17 protein-coding genes are annotated in these 21138 nt (G+C 45.2%); 3 read left to right on the forward strand and 14 right to left on the reverse strand.

Annotation, left to right across the window (positions count from 1 at the left end):
* On the forward strand, positions 1-342 hold a 342-nt coding region (locus HMPREF1195_RS04090; protein WP_023918570.1), incomplete at its 5' end, for an LPXTG cell wall anchor domain-containing protein.
* Positions 343-608: 266 nt separating this feature from the next.
* Here the strand turns inward: HMPREF1195_RS04090 and HMPREF1195_RS11285 are convergent.
* The 9 genes from HMPREF1195_RS11285 to miaA form a co-directional block, all read right to left on the reverse strand.
* Positions 609-1385, reverse strand: a complete 777-nt coding sequence (locus HMPREF1195_RS11285) for a hypothetical protein (RefSeq protein WP_023918571.1) — start codon at positions 1383-1385, stop codon at positions 609-611.
* A 122-nt stretch (positions 1386-1507) separates the two neighbouring features.
* On the reverse strand, positions 1508-2986 hold the full coding sequence (locus tag HMPREF1195_RS04105; protein WP_023918573.1) for a hypothetical protein: 1479 nt from the start codon (positions 2984-2986) through the stop codon (positions 1508-1510).
* A 240-nt stretch (positions 2987-3226) separates the two neighbouring features.
* Entirely contained in the window at positions 3227-3631 is a 405-nt protein-coding gene (locus HMPREF1195_RS04110) for a GNAT family N-acetyltransferase (protein WP_023918575.1), read from the reverse strand.
* A 1-nt stretch (position 3632) separates the two neighbouring features.
* Positions 3633-4343 (reverse strand): class I SAM-dependent methyltransferase, encoded by a 711-nt coding sequence (locus tag HMPREF1195_RS04115; protein ID WP_023918576.1) that lies wholly within the window; start codon positions 4341-4343, stop codon positions 3633-3635.
* A gap of 10 nt (positions 4344-4353) precedes the next feature.
* Positions 4354-5109, reverse strand: coding sequence for an SDR family NAD(P)-dependent oxidoreductase (locus HMPREF1195_RS04120; protein WP_023918578.1), 756 nt, complete (start codon positions 5107-5109; stop codon positions 4354-4356).
* 1 nt (position 5110) lies between these two features.
* Positions 5111-6040 carry a ribonuclease Z gene (gene rnz, locus HMPREF1195_RS04125; RefSeq protein ID WP_003011107.1) on the reverse strand — a complete coding sequence of 310 codons (930 nt, stop codon included), beginning with the start codon at positions 6038-6040 and terminating at the stop codon, positions 5111-5113.
* A 3-nt stretch (positions 6041-6043) separates the two neighbouring features.
* Positions 6044-6673 carry a hypothetical protein gene (locus HMPREF1195_RS04130; RefSeq protein ID WP_023918580.1) on the reverse strand — a complete coding sequence of 210 codons (630 nt, stop codon included), beginning with the start codon at positions 6671-6673 and terminating at the stop codon, positions 6044-6046.
* Complete coding sequence (gene hflX / locus HMPREF1195_RS04135) at positions 6657-7904, reverse strand: GTPase HflX (RefSeq protein ID WP_023918581.1); 1248 nt, start codon at positions 7902-7904, stop codon at positions 6657-6659. The genes HMPREF1195_RS04130 and hflX overlap by 17 nt, the downstream gene beginning before the upstream one ends.
* Positions 7897-8784 carry a tRNA (adenosine(37)-N6)-dimethylallyltransferase MiaA gene (miaA, locus tag HMPREF1195_RS04140; RefSeq protein WP_023918583.1) on the reverse strand — a complete coding sequence of 296 codons (888 nt, stop codon included), beginning with the start codon at positions 8782-8784 and terminating at the stop codon, positions 7897-7899. Before miaA ends, hflX begins: the two co-directional genes overlap by 8 nt.
* 83 nt (positions 8785-8867) lie before the next feature.
* Between miaA and HMPREF1195_RS10660 the strand changes: the two genes are divergently transcribed.
* Positions 8868-9038 carry a DUF3042 family protein gene (locus HMPREF1195_RS10660; protein WP_003002781.1) on the forward strand — a complete coding sequence of 57 codons (171 nt, stop codon included), beginning with the start codon at positions 8868-8870 and terminating at the stop codon, positions 9036-9038.
* Positions 9039-9102: 64 nt separating this feature from the next.
* Here the strand turns inward: HMPREF1195_RS10660 and HMPREF1195_RS04145 are convergent, their stop codons facing one another.
* The 3 genes from HMPREF1195_RS04145 to rexB are packed head-to-tail and all read right to left on the reverse strand — an operon-like array spanning position 9103 to position 16352.
* Positions 9103-9420, reverse strand: coding sequence for a DUF4298 domain-containing protein (locus tag HMPREF1195_RS04145; RefSeq protein ID WP_023918585.1), 318 nt, complete (start codon positions 9418-9420; stop codon positions 9103-9105).
* A 3-nt stretch (positions 9421-9423) separates the two neighbouring features.
* The gene (gene addA / locus HMPREF1195_RS04150; protein ID WP_023918587.1) at positions 9424-13089 is read right to left on the reverse strand and encodes a helicase-exonuclease AddAB subunit AddA; all 3666 of its coding nucleotides are present in this window, start codon (positions 13087-13089) and stop codon (positions 9424-9426) included.
* Positions 13086-16352 (reverse strand): ATP-dependent nuclease subunit B, encoded by a 3267-nt coding sequence (gene rexB, locus HMPREF1195_RS04155; protein WP_023918589.1) that lies wholly within the window; start codon positions 16350-16352, stop codon positions 13086-13088. The genes addA and rexB overlap by 4 nt, the downstream gene beginning before the upstream one ends.
* A 159-nt stretch (positions 16353-16511) precedes the next feature.
* Between rexB and HMPREF1195_RS04160 the strand changes: the two genes are divergently transcribed.
* Positions 16512-16994 carry a glutathione peroxidase gene (locus HMPREF1195_RS04160; protein ID WP_023918591.1) on the forward strand — a complete coding sequence of 161 codons (483 nt, stop codon included), beginning with the start codon at positions 16512-16514 and terminating at the stop codon, positions 16992-16994.
* A 298-nt stretch (positions 16995-17292) separates the two neighbouring features.
* On the opposite strand, the gene HMPREF1195_RS04165 is transcribed toward HMPREF1195_RS04160, so the two are convergent.
* Entirely contained in the window at positions 17293-19161 is a 1869-nt protein-coding gene (locus tag HMPREF1195_RS04165; protein ID WP_023918594.1) for an ABC transporter ATP-binding protein, read from the reverse strand.
* Positions 19151-20896 (reverse strand): ABC transporter ATP-binding protein, encoded by a 1746-nt coding sequence (locus HMPREF1195_RS04170; RefSeq protein WP_023918596.1) that lies wholly within the window; start codon positions 20894-20896, stop codon positions 19151-19153. The genes HMPREF1195_RS04165 and HMPREF1195_RS04170 overlap by 11 nt, the downstream gene beginning before the upstream one ends.
* Positions 20897-21138: the final 242 nt, after the last annotated feature.

Consider the following 21138-nt stretch of genomic DNA (forward strand, 5'->3'; position numbering starts at 1 on the left):
CCTAAGACTACTTCAACTACAACTGAAGAGCCTAAGACTACTTCAACTACAACACCAGAAGAACCAGAAAACCACAATAGTAGTGAGGAAGACACAACAACAACTACTACTACTGCAGAGCCTAAGACTTCTTCATCCACAACAGAAAATCCAAATAAACCTAGTCATTCTGGTACCACAACGACACCAAGTGCGCCAGGTTCAAATGGTGGAAACAATGGTGGACGTCGCAAATCGCTTCTTCCAAACACAGGTGAAGTTGTTGCATCTGGACTTGTCTTCTCCGGAATTCTTGTCTTAGCAGGTGCTGTTGGAATCAAACGGAAATTGACTGATAACTAATCGTATCATTAGGAACAGTCCTTACTTCTATCAACCCCCTAACGAAGAAACTTCTACTCTCATTCATAGAAGTTGAAACAAATAGAGAGAACCGAAAGGTTCTCTTTTTTAATCTGTTCTTCCTATAAATTAAATAGACTTCAGAGCTAATTTCCTTGTAAAATCTCAATCAAATATAAAGGAGCCAGACGTTAAGTCCTGGCTCCCTATAAAATACTGAATAATTAGATTGACCAACGTTCTAATCGGATACGAAGGATCTTTCTTTAGTTTTGGCTTTCTACTCTCTCTTTTTGATCTTCATAAAAAACAACTTTCCCATCTTTGACCTTGAATGAGTAACTAATGGAATCGGCGTAACTGCCTTTGGAATAGTAGAAATCATAGGCACCATCCGGTAGTTTGCTAGCGTCTAATTTTTTGGCTGCTGCTTTTAAGTCTTGTTCCTTAACGGATACACCATCCTTTATATAAATAGTCATACGGATTAACTCTTGATCGATTAAGGTCTGAAAAGGGATTTGATAGTAACCAGCAAAGTCCTTTTTCCCTTCTTTGAGATTTTGACTTGCGATACTATCTAGAATTTGCTCCTTCTCATCACGGTTGGAGTTAGATAAAAAACCAAAGAAACTAATAGGAAGACCTAGAGATTGCTTCTTTAATTGTCCCTCAATTTCTTTCTCCTTCTTTTGGACAGATTGCTGCTTCAAGTACGCTTCCTTATACTCTGGAAGATGGTCGCTAGTTGTATCTGTCCAATCATTATGAAACACCGTATCCGTTTCTAATGTCACTGTTTGTCCATCATAGGTTTTCTCAGAGTAGGTATAAGACACATGATAAGTTGGGATTTCCAAAGCAGTCCAATCCAGTTTGTTTATGGTCACATCCCCATGCAGACCAACCTTAGCAAGCTCACTGCTGACTACTTCCTCCGCCTTTTTATAATCACTCGGTTTCATTATCTTACAACTGGAAAGAAACAGGCAACAAAGAATAAGTGGAATTCCTGCGAATAGTTTGAAATAGTTGGGCTTCATAGCCTGACCTCCTTGCGAAATTCAACCTAATCAATTAATTTTTTATATAGTCATATCTGAACAACCTATGAACCGATTGAAAATTCTAATGATAATTGAGAAGTTCCTATTATATGACATGACTATTTTTGAATGACCCATTTTGCATCACCATAAACGATCGTAAATGGTCCATCCCCATCTGTTAAATAATTAATTTTATATTTACCCGACTCTCCTGCCTCAAGGACTGTTGGCTGTTTGTAATTTAAAGTATTATTCAACATATAAGCAGATTTGCCATGGCCATCATAGAGATCTACATTTGTATAATCTGGAGTATTTTCAATACTGAGAGGTGTTGTATTTGATAGGGTGAATTCGACGATCAATCGATGTTGTTTTTTCCTTGTATCGATACGGTCTTGATCATCCTGAACATCCAAATTTGGATCGTCTGTTACACTATTCAGTGTAACTTCTAAGCCATTAGCAAATACAACTGGCTCTCCAATTACATAACTTTTAACAGGATTTTTGGGATTAAAATTCTTTAATTTTTCTTTTATCTTTTGTCCGTCACTATTATTTCCAGATGGGATGGTCCAAAAGATATTATTCTCATCTTGCTTACCATACTGATTATCCCCCTTCATTTGTTGAGGGATTTGTAAGAGAATAGCCAAGTTTTTTAAATCAATTCGAACATCACCTTGATTTGTCACTTCCATTTCAACCGTGAATTCCGTAGGCGAAGTTTTACTATAAGCATAACCGGATAATGAGGTTGCCTCGAAATTTTTGTTAACTAACTGTTGTAAAACTGTTGAAAGCATGATATAGGAAATATGATCATCTCGATTTATTTCTTTTTCAGCATACCTTTGATGGAATTCATCGAGCCAATCATAGAAGGCTTGATTGAAATCTGACTCATTAGGATTTTTATAATATTTATTCCCTCTCGATAAAAGCTCTGGGAAGTAAGTTGGTGCCTGAATGCGAATGAATACTTTGTTTCCCTTAACTGCATAGCCCTTTAATTCATATTTTTTTCCAAAGCTCAATGCATTCGTCATGAGCTTCAAATACATGGGACCATATATTTTGAGGGGGTACTTCTCACCAAGATATTCCACATAAGTATTTGGATCAAAAGTACTACTGTTTTTTTCAATTTTAGGGATAATATAATCGTTCCAGAGTCGAGTATACATATCCTCTTGATTTTTTGCCCCATTGGCCTTGATTACTGTGTCTATTCCCCTTGGATCTACATAGACTCCTTCAACGACCTGCAAAGCTTTTTGAACTCTTCCTTCCTCAGATAGAGAGACTTCATTCGGTTGCTGTCCATATATTGAAATACCATCGCTATCATCTGACCTCATATATTGTGGAAGTTTTTCAAACGTTATGTATCTGATACTGTTCTTTGCATCCCAATCAAATGTTGCTGCAGGTCCTGTCTTGTCAAAATGAATGTTTTTTCGATCGATTTTCTTCTGTACTTCTTTATTCGAAGAACCTTGTTTTTCTACAGTTCCTTGTTTGCAGGCACTCAAACATACTGGTATAAGTACCGAACATAAGACAAGGCCCCATTTTATTTTCTTCTTCATTTCATCTCCTCCTAATCTCACCCTCATTTTACCATCAATCTCCCCTTTTGTCAGTCAAATAGATAAGGCTGGGACAAAAGTCCTAGCCTCTCAATTATTTTTGGATTGTCGAGCAAGACGCAGTGGTTGAGTGGGCTCTACTACGCTGATTTCATCAGCTTTTACAGCCCTACTCAACTGTGCGGAGGTGGGACGACGAAATCGAATTCTAACGAATTACCGATTTCTGTCCCACTCTCTTTATTTCATATAGATCATCCCTGTACAGGCTTGCTCTGAAAGTTCAACAAAGCCCAGGGATTGGTAAAAGGCTAGATTTTTCTCGCTACGTTCAGTGGCAAGGAGCCGTTGATAGACATTTGGGAAGGTCGCTAAAGCCTCTTTTAAGAGTTTCTTTCCAATGCCTTGGCGCTGGTGATCTGGTCGTACCAAAAGGTCCTGCACAAAAATAACCGAGTGGCCATCACCTACCAAGCGAATGTAGGCGACGAGCTCTTTCTCATCATAGACGGCCAACTGCCAGAGACTAGCTTTGACAGCTTGTTCCAGCATAGATGGGTTGTTGGTATAATTGGTCCAACCCACCGAGCTGTAGAGTGCGAGTAGGTCTGTCATCGCTGGAATTTCTTTTTTATAATCTAACATCTTAACTCCTTTTTAACCGATAGTGCTGGAAGAAGGCGATATCTCGGTAAGGGGACTCTTGGCAAACAGATAGCTCCATCTTGAGCATAGACTCTCGCCAGCCTTCTTGGTCCTTGAAACGATTGTCCTGCAAGGCATAAAAGACACGGATCCCTTGGTAGTCCTGAACTTCGAGGGCTAGATCGTCTACTGCTCTATCTAGATCATAGGCCTGTGCCAAGCCCATGGAGTGGGTTTCCAGGTCTTGACCGGCTAAGAGATCAAGGGCCTTTTGAGTATCATTTTCAAAGACGACTGTCTGCAGAACGCGGCCAACCTCATTGTGCTTGACGATAGAGAGCAGGCCTCCTGGTTTCAAGAGACGAGTGAATGCCTTTAAAATCACCTTGCGATCCTCTACATACTCCAAGACATTATGGCAGAGGATGACATCAAAGCTGGCATCTTCAAAGCTCTCTATCTGGTCCAGACTCCCAACGAGTTGCTGGTAGGGATGGTCCTGGACCCGCAAGGTCACCATTTCCTCATTGGGTTCCACAGCAAGGACTTGATTGTCTTGCGCCAGGTGGTTGGCTACAAGGCCAAAACCACTGCCGAAATCAAGCACTCGCTTTCCCTTGATGTCCTGTAATTGTTCAAAAAGGATATCATAATAGATCTGTCCCCAGGGTTGCCGGAGGTTTTCTAAATAGGCTTGAATATTCGTGGCCATCGATCTCCTCCTATTTGAAATTGAACATCTTGCTAGCTAGCTTGTCCGAGATGCGTGGGAAAAGGGTATAGAGCTTGTGGGTCAGGTTCAAGAGCCAAGGCAGATTGAGCTCACGTTTTGCTTTTCCAAAGTTCTTCACGATCTTCTTGGCCACAAAGTCCGGTTCCAAAATATAGCGATCCACAGCTTTGACATAGCTTCCGTCTGGGTCTGCCTGATCAAAGAAAGTGGTCCGAATGGGGCCTGGATTGACCGTCGTCACATGGACACCAAAGGGCATGAGTTCTAGACGCAGGGCATTCGAGAAGCCAATAGCTGCAAACTTAGTCGCCGAATAAAGGCTGGATTTGGCAGTTGCGACGAGACCCGCCATGCTGACGATATTGACAATGTGCCCCTTGCCTGCTTCCTTCATGTGCGCACCCATCAAGCGTGAAAACTGCATGAGGGCAAAGGTATTGACCTCAAACATCTCCTGCACCTGCTGGTCAGAAATGCGATCAAAGGCCTCAAAAATCCCATAGCCTGCATTGTTGACCAAGATATCGATCTGCCCATAGCGCTGATAGAGCTCTTCTACCAAATCTTGGACGGCTGAGGAATCAGTGATATCGATCCCAATGCATTCAGCTTGAGGATGACTGGCATAGAGTTGTTCCAGTTTTTCTTGATTTCTGCCTAGGAGAATCAGCCGATCTTCAGGGAGGAGCTTGACCATTTCTTGGGCCAAGCCTCCACTTGCTCCTGTTATGAGAATGGTTCGCATCTTAGATCTCCACTTCTTCCAAATCTTTGACGACATAGACATTTTCAAAAATGCTGGATGCATCCTTGCGCAATTGGCTGATGTCTTTTGATAAGAAGCGAGCACTGATGTGGTTGAGAAGAAGGCGCTTCGCTCCAGCTTCACGCGCTACTTCTGCTGCCTGCATATTGGTCGAGTGACCGTGTTTCTTAGCAATCTTCTCATCGCCCTTACCATAGGTGGACTCATGGACGAGGACATCTGCATTGACTCCAAGGCGGACACTGGCATCCGTCTTTCTGGTATCTCCAAGGATCGTGATAATCTTACCAGGTCGAGGAGCTGAAATATAATCAGCAGCAATGATCTTGGTGCCATCTTCCAGGGTGACATCTTGTCCATTTTTAACCTGACCAAAGAGCGGTCCAAATGGAACGCCCGCTGCCTTGAGCTTATCTGCGTCGAGTGTTCCTTCGAGGTCCTTCTGCATGATCCGATAACCGACACAGAAAATGGTGTGGTCCAAAGCTTCCGCGTAAACCGTGAATTTATCAGTTTCTAAAATCTTACCCAGAGAATGTTCATCGAATTCATGAAAATGGATGCGGTAAGGCAGACGAGAGCCTGATACGCGAAGACTAGTCATCACAAAGGATTTGATCCCTACTGGTCCATAGATATCCAGATCCGTCTGCTCTTCATTGGCCTGAAAGGCCCGACTAGAGAGGAAACCTGGCAAACCAAAAATATGATCTCCGTGTAGGTGAGTAATAAAGATCTTGCTAACCTTTCGCGGACGAATGGTCGTTTCTAAAATTTGATTCTGTGTCGCTTCGCCACAATCAAAGAGCCAGACTTCATTGATCTCGTCCAGCAATTTGAGCGCTAGGCTCGATACATTACGGGCTTTTGAGGGTTGCCCAGCTCCCGTTCCTAAAAATTGAATGTCCATTGTCTACTTTCTATCTATATAAATCATGGCCGTCCGGTTCTCTGAACGGAAAGAAAGGTTGCCTGGGTAGGCTTGCGCTAGCTCGAGAAGCTCCTCTTGGTTATATCCTGACAGTTTTAAGCGTCCATCTTCCAAGGTCATCAAGTCAGTTAGGGCTGAGAGGGCTTCTGTTTTAGTGACCCCTTCTGGTTCAGCCTCTTGCAAGCAGATCTTGCCATCTTTTTCAAAGACCAAACAATGTGGAAAGATCTCTGCAATTTCGAATAAAATGGCAGGGGTGATATCCTCTGTTGGATGTTCAGCAAAGACACAGGCTAGCTCTTCATTTGCGTAGGCCAAGCCATAAGACTTACCTGATAAATTGAGGCGGATAAAGGGCTTCCATTCATCAAAACTTTGCTGAATTGTGAATAAGTCAAATGCTCGGCTCAAGTCCAAGAAATAATCCATGGCCTCTTTTGGGCTCTTCTTTTGATAGAGCTCAGCGAAATAGGCGTTGATCACACTTGGGGGAGGCGTAATCACACGGAGACGTAAGTCATCAGGGATGGTGCTTAAAAGATTGGTCAGATAGACCCGATCGAGACTGGTATAGCCCCCATATTTTATTGCTAAATCAACGTAATCCGTCATAAAATTCTTCCAACTTCCACTTATTTTTCTCTGCGATATAGCCTTGAATGACCTCGACATCCTCTTCAAATTCACGTTTGTCAATGATCACTACTGTTTCTAGATCATGTGTCCGATAAGATTTTGAAAAGGGAACGCGAATGGCAAAGGGAACAAAGAGCTCTCTCAGTTTTTCTAGGAGCAAAGCCTGGAGATCTTCACGGGCTGTCTCAGAGCGCGCTGAAATCAAGCTAAAAGGGGTCTGGGTTGGTGTAAAGTCTGCTACTTTGTCTGCTTTGTTGTAAAGAGTCAAGCGAGGGATTTCCAGCATATCCAGGTCCTTCATGATCGAAAGCACGGTCTTTTCATGCTCTTCATGATTAGGATCAGATGCATCGATGACATGGACCAGGAGGTCCACATTCTTACTTTCTTCCAGGGTCGACTTAAAGCTTGATACCAACTCTGTTGGTAGATCTTGGATAAAGCCAACCGTATCGGTCAGCGTCACTTGCAGATTGCCTGTTAGATGGATGCTCTTGGTTGTGGCATCCAAGGTCGCAAAGAGTTCATCGGCTTCATACTGGCTCTTACTGGTCAGCTGATTCATAATGGTCGACTTACCTGCATTGGTATAGCCGATCAAACCAATCTTGAAAACAGGTGATTCCAAACGTTTTTCACGAAGGGTTTCCCGGTTCTTTTCAACTGCCTTGAGCTGGTGCTCGATATCGGTGATTTGATTGCGAACGCTCCGGCGGTTCAACTCCAACTGACTTTCCCCTGGTCCACGAGAACCAATTCCCCCAGCCTGACGGCTGAGCATGATCCCTTGACCGACAAGACGTGGCAAGAGGTATTTGAGCTGGGCCAAGTGTACCTGCAACTTCCCTTCATGACTTCTAGCCCTCATAGCAAAGATATCTAAAATCAACTGCATCCGGTCAATGACCTTGACCCCAAGGATTTCTTCTAAGTTGACATTTTGACGGGGGGTTAGGCGATTATTGACCACCACGGTCGTAATCTCATCTGCTTCGACCATTTGAGCAATTTCTTCGAGTTTTCCTGAGCCGACAAAGGTCTTGGTGTCGTATTTCTCCCGCTTTTGTGTATAGGAACCCCGGACATCTCCACCGGCTGTTTTAGCCAGGCTCGCCAACTCCTCCATAGACATGTCAAAATTGTCCATGCCTTGAAGTTCCACACCGACCAAAAGGATGCGTTCTTGTTTTTTTTCTGTTTCAATCATGCTGTAAAAACTCCTTTACATCTGCAAGAACCTGCTCCTTGAAGTGGGGGGCAGAAATGGCGTAAAAGGTCACTTCCATTCGATTTCGAAACCAGGTCAGCTGGCGTTTGGCAAAGCGCCGCGTATTGCGCTTGAGGATCTCACTGGCTTCCTCAAGGCTCTGCTCTCCCTTAAAGTAAGGAAAGAGTTCCTTGTAACCAATGCCTTTAGCTGCCTGAACCTCCGGATGGTCATCATAGAGCCACCGGGCTTCATCCAGCAAGCCTTCTTCTAGCATGCGGTCTACTCGGCGATTGATGCGATCATAGATCAAGGATCGATCATCATCTAGACAGATGAGATAGGGTTCATAATCGGTCTCTTCGTTTGCGAGCTCCTGCCCAAAATGAGCAATTTCAAGAGCCCGCATGGCCCGACGGCGATTAAGCTGAGGAATCACAAGTCCTTGCTCCGCTACCCTTTGGTACAAGTCTTCGTCCGACAACACGTCCAATTGGGCGCGATAGGACAGAATCTCTTCATGAGGAACTTCACCACCTAGATGATAACCTTCGAGCAAACTTTGGATGTAAAGACCCGTCCCACCTGCAATGATAGGAAGTTTGCCTCGAGCTGTGATCTCTTCAATCGCAGTCTTAGCTTCTCTTACAAAATCAAAAGCCGAGTAAGACTCGGTCACCTCCCGCACATCGATCAAATGATGGGGAGCTGCAGCTTGCTCTTCTAGTGTCGCCTTGGCTGTTCCAATATCCAGCTTGCGATAGACTTGTTGACTATCGCCACTGATAATTTCACCATTGAGGGCTTGCGCTAAATCGATCGCAAGAGCTGTTTTCCCAACAGCAGTCGGTCCCACAATCACAATTATCTTGGTTTTCATCGTTTTTCCTTGCAAAATTCACGTTTTTTCGTTACCATATATTATAACATAAATATTTAAAGTTCAGAAAAGGAGAAATTCTCATGGCTAAAGGATTTGGTAAAGGTTTTGTTACTGGTGTTGCTGGTACAGTTGCTGCTGTCGCAGGTGCAGTTTACACATTCAAGAAGAAAGTAATTGAACCAGAAGAACAAAAAGCAGCTTTCATCGAAGAAAACCGCAAAAAAGCAGCACGTCGCCGTGTCTCACACTAACCATTCAAAAAGCTCCGGGAAACCGGAGCTTTTTGAATGGTTCAAAGAAAATTAGATTGAAATTTCACCGTTCTTTGATCATCTTCGTTGCGATCTCCAAGAGTTCCACTCCCATCTGAAAATGCTCGTCTAACAAATCATAGACGGCATCTTCGGACAAGACACCACAAGGTAGATCCTTTGGAAAGTCAGCCTGATTGGACAGGTCCAAGTCATCAAAATAGGCCTGACTACTATAATAATCACTCAGTTGGATATAGCTTTCTTGATGCTCTCTTAGTTGATCCACTGCTTTTTTGGTTTCTTCCAAAGTCTTGGCATAGTCATTCAAATAACCTTCCATTCTTTGGATGCGTTCGATGTTTTCCTGTGCAATTGCCATGATTTACTCCACTTTCACCACTTCTAGATGGTGGCCACCTAGAAGCACGAGGTATTTTTCTACTTGCTCTTTGCCATAAGAACGACGAAGAGCTTCTGCATAGAGATCGAGCTGATCCCGGTAGCGTTCGACCAATTGGCTAGGAACCTTGTAGTGATCCGTCTTGTAATCAAAAAGTAGGATCCGGTCTTCTAGCACCAAATAACCATCCAAGATACCCCGCACGACAAAGTCCTCACCACTGGCTGGATCTTTCTTCAGCATGGCAAAGGGAGCTTCGCGACTGACTCGAGAGGCTTCTTTTTGAAGCAAGGTCCCCAAAGGTGTCTCATAGAAAGCAAGGATGGCCTCTAGCTTGATACGGGCTTTGACTGCTGGCTCTGCTTGGACTTGCTCCAAGGCTTGACGCAGTGTATCTAGCGTGATTTCTTCTTCAAGAGGCACGCGCTGCATGAGTTCATGGACGGCACTACCGACCTGGGCTCCTGTCACGGCCTTTTCTTGACCAAAAGTTGGCAGCTCAAACTCAGGCGTCACAGTCTTTGCATCCATAATTTGGACGCCACTGGCATCCATGACCGGCTCGTAGAATTTCTTGATCTGACTAGGAGTACGGACACTTGGTAAATGAATGGCCGGAGCATAGAGCTGATTGAGCCGATCAACATTTTCCAAGATATCCAAGGCCCGACGAATATCCTCTGACTGACGGACATCCTTGAGCTGATCAAGCCGGGAATCCTTCTCCTTCTCTAGTGGTTCCAGCTTGTCTGGTGTCAGGTCTTCGTCTGTCACAAAACGCGTGTCATAGGCTAGGGTATTCTTGGTAAATACATCTTGAATAGCAAAGAGCCAGTCCTGATAAGAGGTCCATTCTTTTCGCTTCTCTGGATCTAGCTTGCCATTGCGACTGGTCCCCCAATCAGTATCACGCAGTTTGTCCTCCCGGCCTTTTCCGACCAGATAGAGCTTGAGCTCAGCCCGTGTCATGGCGACGTAAAGAAGACGCATCTGCTCCGAAATCGTAGCCAATTTTGTTTCTTCCACGTTCCGTTGGTAGCAAGGCGTTTCGATCTGCAGGCGAATGGTTTCTGGAGCAGCTGGATTCTCTGTCTCAACCGGAAGACTCGCAACATATTTAAAGCCAATCCCTTTTTGGCGACTGAGAATGATTGGCCCCGATTGATCCTTACGGTTAAAGGCCTTGTCCATATTGAGAATAAAGACATACTTGAATTCCAGCCCCTTACTCTTATGGACGGTCATGAGCTGGACGGCATCTTTGGGTGCTGCAAGAGGGACGCTGGCCAAATCGTGTTCATTTTCGATCACCTTGTCGATCATGGCAATGAAGCGCGACAAGCCCTTAAAGCTGGCCTTCTCGTAATCATTGGCCCGAAGCGTCAAGGCATAGAGGTTGGCCTGGCGCTGGGCCCCATTTGGAAGGGCCCCGACATAGTCATAGTAATAACGATCCTCATAAATTTTCCACAGCAAATCATAGAGCGAAGAGGTCTTGGCAGCGGCCCGCCAAGTAGATAAAACTTTGAGGAAGTTCTTGATTTTAGCTGAAAGCTTGGCATCGATCAACCGCGCCTGCTCTGCAGTCTTTTCAAGGGCTAACTGGACCTTGTGATAGAAGGCCACTTGCTTTTGCTCTGGAAGCGTCTGCAAGGAAATCCGTGCCAGCTCATCTTCATCAAAGTCAAACATAGAGGATTTCATGAGGGCCACTAAGGGATAATCATGCAAGGGATTGTTAATGGTCCGCAAGGTATCCAGCATGACCATCACTTCCAGTGACTCAAGATAATGCGCCTGTCCGCTATCTGCCACAATCGGAATATGGTACTGGTCAAAGGCTTCCAGAATCGCATCATTTCGAGTTCGAGTCGCAGTCAAGAGCGTGATCTCTTTAAAGGGCACTTTTTCTACCCGATGGAGACGCAAAATTTCTTTGATGACCAGGAGAATTTCTCCCTTGGAAATCGTCTCGACTCCAGAGGTAGCTTCCTCGTCATCGGCCTTTTCTTCCTGGTCTTGGGAGCCATCATAGAGCAAAAATTCTGCCCGATGTTGTGGCAAGGCTAAGCGCTGCTTGTCACTACCTGCGACCAGATAGTGGGTTTGATTGTAGTCAATCTCGCCCACCTCTTCGTCCATCAAATGGCGAAAGACATCATTGGTCGCGTCCAATACCTCCACATGACTCCGGAAATTTTCCTTGAGGAGGATCAACCGCCCCTTCGCCCCTTCTTCTTGGTAGGCTTTAAATTTATCATTGAAAATCTGTGGATCTGCCTGACGGAAGCGATAAATGGATTGCTTGATATCCCCCACCATGAAGCGATTGTGGCCATTTGACAGCAAATCCAACAGCCGCTCTTGGGTGTGGTTGGTATCCTGGTACTCATCGACCATGACCTCATGATAGCGCTCTTGATAGGCTTGTCTCACCTCTGGGAATTGCTCTAAAATTTGAATGGCAAAATGACTGATATCCCCAAATTCATAAGCTTTTTCTTGGATTTTTCGTTCCAGATAAGCGTGAGAAAAGTCTCTGATAAAGTCCCGTAGCAAGGAGAGCATGGGGCCTTCTTCTTGGTGGAAGGTTTGTTGAAATTCCAGCTGATAGAGCTGATTTTCCAAGTCTCTGAGGCGATTGATATGTATGGTTTTATCCTGATTATAAGCCGTGACTAGGTCTTTTAGCTCTTCTTTTCGGGCTCTGTTGGTCAAGGCTCCCCCATTTGAAGCCCGACTAATCGCGACGACTGCCTTTAGGACAGAGGTCAGTTGCTCTTTATTGGTGCGACCTGTCAGGCTTCCAATCTGATCGAGCACCTCTTCGACAGCTTCCAAATATTTGGCCTTGCCAAATGCTTGACCTTCATTGGACAAATGAAAGGCAAAAAAGCTCTCTGCCTCATAAAGGGCCTGCTGGATGCTCTCCATCAGAGTAGCTTCCACCTGGTCAAAATCGGTCTCTTCATAACCTTTTAGGAAATGCTCTTCCAGCCATTTCTCCGGATCACTGGTCGACTGAAGAAAGTCATAGATCTGGTAGATCTGTTCTTTAAACAAGGATAAATTTTTGCGCTGTCCCGTGAAATTCTTGACCATCTGGACAAAGGCCTCTTGATTTTCCCCCTGGTAATAGCGGTCAAAAACAGCTTGAAAGACTTCATTTTGTAAGAGGCGCTGCTCACTAGCATTTTGTAAAATGCGAAACTGAGGCGCCAACCCAAGCAAATAGCCATAGCGCGTTAGGACCTTTTGGGTAAAGGAATCCATAGTTCCGATATCGCTGGTGGCGACATCTGCGATTTGACGGGCCAGGTGTTGCTTGAGCTCTGGATCATCACTCGCTTGCAGGGCTTTTCCAAGTTCACTTTCCAAACGCTCCTTGAGCTCCCCTGCTGCCTTGACCGTAAAGGTCGAGATAAAGAGCTCCTTAATCGAAATGCCTCGCTGCATTTGATCCAGTATCCGCTGCACCATGACAAAGGTCTTTCCTGATCCAGCAGAGGCCGACACCAAGATATTGGTACCCGAACTATAGATGGCATCGATCTGTTCTGGTGTCCGCTTTTGCTCTTTGGTAGAAGCTGCCTCTTGGTCCTGAAGGGCCTTGATTTCTTCTCTTGTCAAAAATGCTTGTTTGATCATTTGTTCAAGACCTCCTTCATCTTCTCGATCCAAGCGGCTTTCACCTTTTCACCGCGTATTCCTTTTTGGTCTAGTTTGGTCAAGAACCGTGCCTGACCTAGGTGACGATCCGCTTCAAATCCTGTGATGGATTTAAACTGCTCCACGAATGGTGCGATATTGCGCCCATTTTCACTATAGGGATTGATGGCAAATTGCCCCTTGAGGATCCCTTCTGCTGCTGTTTTATAGAGATAAGCGTTGTACAAGAGGAGCAGGTCCAGCTCTTCCTTACTCAACATCATGGCCTTGTTCTTATCATAGGCCTCGCCCAGATAAGGTGCCTGATCTGCCATAAAGAGCCCCTTGTACTGTTGACTTTTCATAGTTTGATTGATGGCATCCTCTACTGTCTTGGTCTTTTTCAGATCCACTAGAGGATCTCCCATTTCCAAATACATGGCTCCGAAAATCCCTTGCTCCTCTTGGTATTCCTTCAAATCCTGAATGGCAGAAAGATAGGTCGGCAATTGAGAATTCAGTCCATTGAAGAACTTGTCATAGTGGAACTGCGTCAGACTGGACTTGTAGTCCACGACTCCGAGGGCTCCCCGATCCCTCAATTGATCAATGCGGTCCACCTTGCCTCGTAGCTGCAGGAGACGGCCATCGGACAATGGATAAGAGGTATGGGTGCTTCCGCCAAAGAGGGTCTCCTCACCGATGGTCTCGATACCATTTTGCTGGGCGAGGACACGCCCCGTTGTTTTCGCGGTATCAAGAAGCAAGTTGCGAATAAACTCGGTCTCTCCACTTTCTCCATACAATTGCTGGAACTCTACTTCTTGGCTGGTTTCTCGAATCGCCTCGTTTAAACGCCGATCAAACGCTTGATCGGAGCTATCTTTTAAGACTCGTTCAAAGATCCGGTGCAAGAAATTCCCATGACTGCGGGCATCTGGCCGGATGGTTTCATCCTCTTGTAAGCCCAAGACATAGCGCAGATAAAAGGCATACTGGTGCTTGTAGTATTCATTCAAGGCAGAAGCGGATAAGGTCAAGGCTTTGCCCTCTGGATAGAGCGCTTGAAGCGTATCCGACTGAAGCTGACGGCTCTTTAATTCCGTTGAAATCTGAGGAATCTGAATGCCTTCAGCGGCTAATTTCTTGCGCAAGACCCGTACCGCCACACCCCAAAAGCTGGCTTCTTCAGGAGACAACTCACTCGTAATCTCTTCTTGATGGAGTTCAATCACCCGCGCTAAAAGGGCTCGGTAGGTCCCGATATCATCACTCGAAGCTTGGGCTTGTTTGGTCGTCCACTCGATGGCAATAGGTTCCTTGGTCAATTCGACAAGGTAAGGAGAGACACTGTCTTCCATTTCATTGACCAAGCTAGGAGCCGATAGGACCAGTTGGTTGGTCGCCGCATTGAGGAGCGAAACTGCCACAAAGCGATTTTTCTTGAGATTTTCACTAGTCACCACCTGGAGCTCTGCTCCTTCTTGGGTAGCCTCATTCAACTGCTGGCGCTCTTCTTCACTGAGTAGAGAGGTGTTCTGAGCAATCTTTGGAAAACGCTCCTGGGTCAGCCCGATCGCGTAGACATAAGGCGCTGTCAAGGGTTCAATCAAGTCATAGGACTGAACCGTCACCACATCGACCGTAGCAGGAACTGTCCGGTATTGAGACAATTGCATCCCCGATAAAAGGAGAGCTAGAAAGTCATCCACTGTCAACTCTTGGTTCTCAAAGACCACGTTCAACTCTTCTAAGACGTGGAGGAAGGCCTTCCAGACCTGCTCATAGCGCTCCTGTTCCTCCAAGGCTAGATCCTTGATCAAAGCTTGTAGATTCTGAGAAAGCTGGGCCTCTTGCAGAAACTCTGTAAAGGCGGTTAAGAGTTGGGTCACCTTTTGTTTGCGCTGTGAAAAGAAGGGAGCTAGAGGTTCTACGACGCGTTCCCGGAGAGTATTGAGCTCTTCCAAATTAAACTTGCCCTGACGATTGCTAGTAAAAGGCTTGTGAAATTTTGTAGCACCCTTTACTTCCGCAAAGCGAAGGTATTGCTCAAAAGCATCAACTTCTGCTTGCGTCAGATCACTATACAGACCCGTTTTTAACAAGTTGATGACGTCTTCCGTCTGGTAATTGAACTGCTTGATCCGCTCTAGCGATTCAACGACCTGAATCAAGGGATGGTGGACCATGGCCTCACTTCGTCCCAAATAAAAGGGGATCTGATACTGGTCAAAAATGGTCTTGAGTTGCAGTTGATAAGCTTCTACATCGCCTAGCAAGACCCGAATATCCCGATAGCGGGCCCCATCATGAAGACGCTGACGGATGGATTTAGCAACAAATTCCAACTCTTCTTTTTGCGTATTGGTTTGCCAGAGTTGGACAGCTGTTCGATCGTCCTCCTTGAGCTCATTTTCCACTTGTGAAAAATCGTAGCGCGCTTCTAACATGCGGGTAATACGACTAAAAGAGTCTTCGATCGCTTGCCCACAATACTGAGGCTGTACCTCAAATGTCTTTGCCAGCTGGAGGAGAAAGTCAACACTGGCTTGGTAAAGATTGCCCTCTCTAAAACTTGCCCGATAGGCTTTTTCACTGGCATAGACCCCGATGACAATCTCCACTCCTTTTCGGTGAAGGAGACTAATCAAGGCCTCTTCTTCCGCAGAAAAACGCGTGAAGCCATCGACGACGATCGCCACATCCTGTAATTGCTCTTCCAGCTGCCCTTCTTCGACCTGATTGAGGAAAAAGGCCATCTTGGACTGGGATTCATACTGATGCTTGACCAGCATCTCAGAGACCGCTTCAAAAATCGCCAAGAGGTCCTCTCTTTTTTCAGCTTCCTCGAGCAACTCCAAATCGGTAAAATCCATCTGGGCCGTCTGCAATTCATGATAGAGCTGGACCAATTGCTGGATAAACTGAGGATCCTTGCGCAGCGCCCCGTAAACTTTGAGATCCTGCTCCTTCATCTGGGACAGAGCTTTAAAAAATAGCATGCCGAGACCGATATCATCCAAGGGTTGCTCCTCAAAAACCTGATTCAGGATGAAATAACGAGCCATTTGCGCAAAGCGCGTGACGGTAATGGCAAAAGAAGCCTGACCTTCTAAATAGGACAAGACCTTGGCTTCTTTTTCAAAGGAAAGAGAGTTGGGCGCAATGTAAAACACACGCTTGCCCTGTTCTACTAACCCTACGGCTTCTTGTGTCAGGACCTGGGTCAAGGGGGTCCGAACATCCGTATAGAGTAATTTCATCCGATCCGTTCTCCTTTTGGCATTTTCTTGAGAGCTTGTTATCTTCTTATTATATCATTTTCACAGGAGGGACTAAAGCAAGAAGTCATGCTCCTCTAGGCCCATTTTTAGGAGATTTATGCTACAATAAAAGTTGAAGAGACAGAAAGGATACCACCTATGACCAGCATTTATGATTTTTCTTTAGAAAACCAACAAGGAGAGGAGATTCCCCTTTCTCACTACCAAGGTAAGGTCCTCATCGTGGTCAATACAGCAACAGGCTGTGGCCTAACCCCGCAATACCAAGGACTCCAAGATCTTTACCAGCGCTACCAAGATAAGGGGCTTGAAATCCTAGATATCCCCTGTAACCAATTCATGGGGCAAGCCCCAGGAACTGCAGAAGAAATCAATAGCTTCTGTAGCCTCAACTACCAGACCACCTTTCCACGATTCGCTAAAGCCAAGGTCAATGGTAAAGAAGCCCTTCCTCTTTATGACTGGCTCAAAAGCCAAGCAACTGGACCACTGGGCAAACGCATCGAATGGAACTTCGCAAAATTTGTCATCGACCGACAAGGCCAAGTTGCCCAACGCTTCTCCTCCAAAACAGAGCCAGCTGCCATGGAAGACTTGATCCAAGACTTACTTGAGAAATAAGCAAAAAGCCTGAAAGTGTAGTCAGGATTTTTGATGAATGGCTATTTATTTTCGAGACTTTCCGCTGTGAGAAAAGTGCCTGAAACAATAACGTTTCAGGCACTCAGGAATTTTGAGAGTAAAACAGTTTGGGAAACTGTTTTAGCCTGAGCCCAGAAATTAAAGAGCGAAGGGGCTCAATAATTAGTCATGGAACTTCTTCGAAGTTCGCTGACGTCCGTACTCACCTAAGGAAAGTTTCTAAGAAGTCATTATCCATAAGCCAAAAAAGCCTGAGCCAGCGCTCAAGCTTTTTATCTTAATCAATTTCAAGTCCACCGGTGTACAAACGGTGATAGGTTCCTTTTTCTGCCATCAAGGAAGCATGATTGCCTCGCTCGATGATGCGTCCATGGTCCATCACCATGATGACATCGGAATTGACAATTGTCGACAGACGGTGGGCAATGACAAAGACAGTCCGACCTTCCATCAGGCGGTCCATCCCTTCTTGCACCATCTTCTCTGTCCGAGAGTCAATCGAAGACGTCGCTTCGTCCAGAATCAAGACCGGTGCATTGGCAAGGGCTGCACGGGCAATGGCGATCAATTGTCGTTGACCATTTGAAAGGCCAGCCCCATCATCCGTCAAGACCGTTTCATAGCCCTGATCCAAATGCTTAACAAAGGAATCCACATTGGCAATCCGAGCCGCCTCAAGGATCTCCTCACGCGATGCATCGGCACGGCCATAAGCAATGTTTTCCGCAATCGTACCAGTGAATAAGTGGGTATCTTGAAGAACGATTCCAAGAGAGCGACGAAGAGAATCTTTCTCGATCAATTTGATATCGATCCCATCATAAGTAATCATTCCGGATTGGATATCATAGAATCGGTTGATCAAGTTTGTAATGGTGGTCTTACCCGCACCGGTTGCACCGACAAAGGCCACTTTTTGACCCTTATCCGCATAGAGATTGATACCTTTTAGGATCTGCTTTTTCCCATCATAGGAGAAATCAACATGGTCAAAGACCACATGCCCCACCAGTTTGACCAACTGGTAGCTGCCATTTGGACGAGGGTGTTTCCAAGCCCACTTGTTAGTTTTCTGATCGGTTTCAACCATTTCTCCATCGACCAGTTCATAATTGACCAGCGTCACTTTTCCAAGGTCGACCTCTTCTTCTTCATCCAAGAGATCAAAGACACGATCTCCACCAGCCAAAGCCATGAGGACAAAGTTCAATTGTTGAGAAACCTGAGCAATGGGGCCTGTGAAGGAACGGTTCAATTGCAAGAAGGCCATGAGACCACCAATGGTTAAACCACCGATGCCGTTTAGCGCAAAGAGTCCACCGATCAAGGCTGTCAGGACAAAGGAAACATTTCCCAAGTTCCCAAGAATTGGCATGAGGACATTGGCGTAGCGATTGGCTTGGTAAGAGGATTCAAAGAGTTGGTCATTGATACGGTCAAAATCCTCAATGCTTTCAGTTTCATGCACAAAGGCCTTGACTACCTTTTGACCAGACATCATTTCTTCAATAAAGCCGTTTTCAATCCCCAAGTTCTTTTGTTGGGCCCCAAAGTAACGACCTGACTTGCTAGAGACATTCTTGATAACCATCGTCATGATAAAGACCATGACGAGGACAATCAAGAACAGCAGCGGACTAACCGTCAGCATGGTAATCGTTACCCCAAGGATGGTAATCGCTGAGGATAAGAGTTGAGGAATGGATTGTTCAATCGCTTGGCGAAGAGCATCAATATCATTGGTATAGATAGACATGATGTCCCCGTGTTGGTGGGTATCAAAGTAACGAACGGGCAGTTTTTGCATGCGGGCAAACAACTGATTTCGAAGACTTCTAAGCGAGTCTTGTGAAACGGTCGCCATGATCAAGGTAAAGCCATAGTTAGCAAGTACACCGATCAAACAGATCAAACCAACCCGTGTCAAGAAGGACAAGAGCGGTCCAAAATCATGGCTGTTGCTTGTCAGCATGGGCTCCACATAGACGTCGACCAAGGACTGAATCGAAGCTGTCACATTGACCGTCGCAAGTGACGATAGAATGATTAAGATAAAGGAAACAATCAAGGACACCTTGTAGTTTTTCCAAAGGAAGTCGAGCAGGCGAAGGATAGAGCCTAGATTTGCTTTTTTCTTAGTTTTCATCTGCTTCTCCTTTCCCTTGTGTTTGCATTTCATATACTTCTTGGTAGATGGCATTGGTCGCAAGCAATTCCTCGTGACGACCGATCGCATCGATTTGGCCATCATTCATCACAATAATACGATCTGCATCTTGAATAGAGGAAATCCGTTGACCAATGATGATTTTGGTAGTCTCTTTCAAGCTGGTTGCCAATCCTTGACGAATCAAACTATCTGTCTTGGTATCGACCGCTGAAGTCGAATCATCCAAGATCAAGATCTTCGGATTCATGAGAAGGGCACGCGCGATACAGAGACGCTGGCGTTGGCCACCGGAGACATTAGATCCCCCACGCTCAATCATGGTGTCATAACCCTCTTTGAAATCTTGAATAAATTCATCGGCTTGGGCGATCTTACAGGCTGCGATGATCTCTTCATCTGTCGCATCCTTATTTCCCCAGCGCATATTTTCTTTAATCGTACCAGAGAAAAGGACATTGGTCTGAAGAACCATGGCCACTTGCTTACGAAGGGAATCCAGATCGTATTCTTTGACATCGTGGCCTGCCACTGTCACCCGACCAGACTCAACATCATAGAGACGAGGAATCAACTGTACTAGGCTCGATTTCCCTGATCCTGTTCCTCCCAAGATTCCAATGACTTCCCCTGAACGAATGGAAAGGTTAATCCCTTGCAAGACATGGGTCTTGTCGCCATTTTCATCGGTATAGGCAAAAGTCACATCTTCAAAGTTGATCGAGCCATCTGCGACTTCTTTGATCCCATTTTCTGGAGAGACAATGGTCGCTTTGGTCGTCAAGACTTCATTGATCCGCTCGACAGAGGCCATAGAAATCGATAGCATGACAAAGATCATCATAAACATCATGAGCGACATAAGAATGGTCATGGTGTAGCTAAACATAGAAGTCAAATTCCCAGTAGAGAGTTGACCACCAACGATCAGATGAGCCCCGATCCAAGAGATCAAAAGGAAAGAAGCATACATGGAAAGCATCATAGCTGGGCTACTCAAGACAACGACACGGATAGCCTTCATAAACATGTTATAAATCAAACGTGAAGCCTTCTTGAATTTAACGGTTTCATCTGCTTCCTTAACGTAAGACTTGACCACCCGCATATTGGTGATGTTTTCTTGGATACTGTTGTTGAGATTGTCATAAGCTTCAAATACTTCTGTGAAGAGCGGATACACAATCTTCATGATGATGCTTAAGACAGCTGCCAAAAAGATGGTCACATAGACAAAGATCATGGCCATTTCCGCATTGATCATGAAACAAGCCACAATGGCAAAGATCAAATTGAGTGGTGCCCGTACACAGATCCGGATCACCATTTGATAGGCATTTTGCACATTGGTCACGTCCGTCATCATCCGAGTGACTAACCCACCTGATGAGAACTGATCAATATTCTCAAATGAGAAGGTTTGAACCTTTTTGAAAATAGCCCGACGAAGGTTTTTGGCAAAACCAGCCGATGCATAGGCGCCATAACGGGCAGACTGCATCCCACAAAAGAGGGAGAGAAAGGCACAGACCAGCATGAGCCCACCGTAAAACAAAATATTGTTCATGTTTCTTTGTTGAACACCTTGGTCCAAAAGACTCGCCATGACAAAGGGAATCGAAATCTCAAACATGACTTCAAAGACCATGAACAAGGAAGCCAAAATCGAGGGCTTCTTGAATTCTTTGATCTCGGAAATTAAGGATCGAATCATTATTACCTCCATAGTTTTTCATACTTTTTTCTGCGGTAGAAGCAAAGCTTTTTTCCACTGAAAAATTGGTCAAAACACACAAAATTCCCTGAGGGAAAGACCCTAGGGATTACGCGTTTTTTATAGTCTTCATTGTAACCTAAATTGCAAAAAAATGCAAGATTTTTAGACAGCATCCGTTTTTCTGTTGATCTAGTACAAAAGAGGCTGGGACAAAAGTCCTAGCCTCTCAATTGTTTTTG

The organism is Streptococcus parasanguinis CC87K, assembly GCF_000507765.1.
GTDB lineage: Bacteria > Bacillota > Bacilli > Lactobacillales > Streptococcaceae > Streptococcus > Streptococcus parasanguinis_J.